Here is a 1,539-nt window from a genome sequence, read left to right on the forward strand (position 1 = left end):
GACGGAACAGATGTTCGGCCTCGCCCGGAAAGACGCCGACCAGCCGACGCCATGCGGCGGTGTCGGCGGCGGAGAAGGCGGTCAGCCGCGATGCGGTCTTTTCGAGATCGTTGCTGACGCCGAACCATTTGCCGTCCGGGAAGGCGCTGGCGAAACAGTCGGCCACGGGTGCGAATTCCAGCCCGTGGCTTTTCAATTCATTTGCATATTTCCGGTGGAAGGCAGAGCCGGCGAACAGGCTCAGATTCATCGCGCCGAAATCGTGCCGGAAGCCGGGAAGCGTATATTCAGCGGTCCGGACGGCACCGCCGATCGTCTGGCTGCGTTCGAAAACCGCTGTTTTCCAGCCTTTGAGCGCCAGATGCGCGGCGCATGCCAGACTGTTGTGGCCCGCCCCGACAAAGATGGCGTCGAACTCGCTCACGCCCCGCCCCAAAAAGCTTTATGCTTAAAGATAATTGCAGATGCATATGTTTTCGTCTAGTAGGATATTAAGGGCCGCAACGAGCCTTGATCCTTACAAACAAGAGGGAACAGAGACATGGATACGCAAAAACTCCTCGGCGAGGTCGCCGGCCAGCTGCTCTCGGGCGCCATCAAGGTGGTCGACCTGTCGGCGCCTCTCGGGCCGGACACACCGCTGATCAAGCTGCCGCCGGAACTCGCCGTCGACACGCCGAAGGTCGAGATCCATTCCATCTCCAAATATGACAAGAACGGTCCGTGGTGGGCCTGGAACTGGCTCAAGCTCGGCGAGCATTCGGGCACGCATTTCGACGCGCCGCAGCACTGGATCACCGGCAAGGACTATCCGGACGGCGCCACCGACACCATTCCGGCACAGAATTTCGTCGGCCCGGTCAATGTTATCGACTGCTCGAAGGAAGCCGCCGCCGATCACGATTTCCTGCTCACCGTCGATCACATCAAGGCCTGGGAAGCCAAGCATGGCGCCATCAACCCCGGCGAATGGGTGGTGATGCGAACCGACTGGTACAAGCGCAACGGCTCTGAGGCCGAGTTCCTCAACGCCAATGAGACCGGCCCGCATACGCCCGGACCGACGGCGGAAGCCATCCAGTTCCTGATCAGCAAAGATATCAAGGGCTGGGGCTCAGAGACGATCGGCACCGATGCCGGCAAGGCCGGCGGCATGGAGCCGCCATTCCCGGCGCATACGCTGATGCACAAGGCCAACCGCTACGGCCTCGCCAGCCTCTGCAATCTCGACCAGTTGCCGCCGAAGGGCGCGATCCTGATCGCCGCTCCACTCAAGATCGAGCACGGCACCGGCAGCCCGATCCGCGCCCTGGCGCTGGTGCCGGGCAAATAGGCGAGGTGGCAGTCTTCGGGAGAAGATCATGCTCGTGGGCAACGAAGTGATGATCGGCGATGGGTGGCAGCCTGGCAAGGCTGGCGCTCACCCCCCTCTGTCCTGCCGGACATCTCCCCCGAGATTGGCAGTTTTGGCGTCTCGCACTGTCCTGCGACCTTGGAGATTGGCGAAAGCCGCGATGACAGCCAATCTCCCCCCAAGAG

The 1,539-nt window shown here is 61.9% G+C and carries 2 protein-coding genes; one reads left to right on the forward strand and one right to left on the reverse strand.

Features of this window, described 5'->3' with window-relative positions:
• Positions 1-424 (reverse strand): NAD(P)/FAD-dependent oxidoreductase (locus tag EOA29_RS36040; RefSeq protein WP_145970030.1); only part of this gene is annotated, 424 nt, incomplete at its 3' end.
• A gap of 117 nt (positions 425-541) precedes the next feature.
• Between EOA29_RS36040 and EOA29_RS36045 the strand changes: the two genes are divergently transcribed.
• Positions 542-1,333, forward strand: a complete 792-nt coding sequence (locus EOA29_RS36045; RefSeq protein WP_126090420.1) for a cyclase family protein — start codon at positions 542-544, stop codon at positions 1,331-1,333.
• Positions 1,334-1,539 lie beyond the last annotated feature (206 nt).

The sequence above is a fragment of the Mesorhizobium sp. M1E.F.Ca.ET.063.01.1.1 genome (assembly GCF_003998155.1).
Taxonomy (GTDB): Bacteria; Pseudomonadota; Alphaproteobacteria; order Rhizobiales; family Rhizobiaceae; genus Mesorhizobium.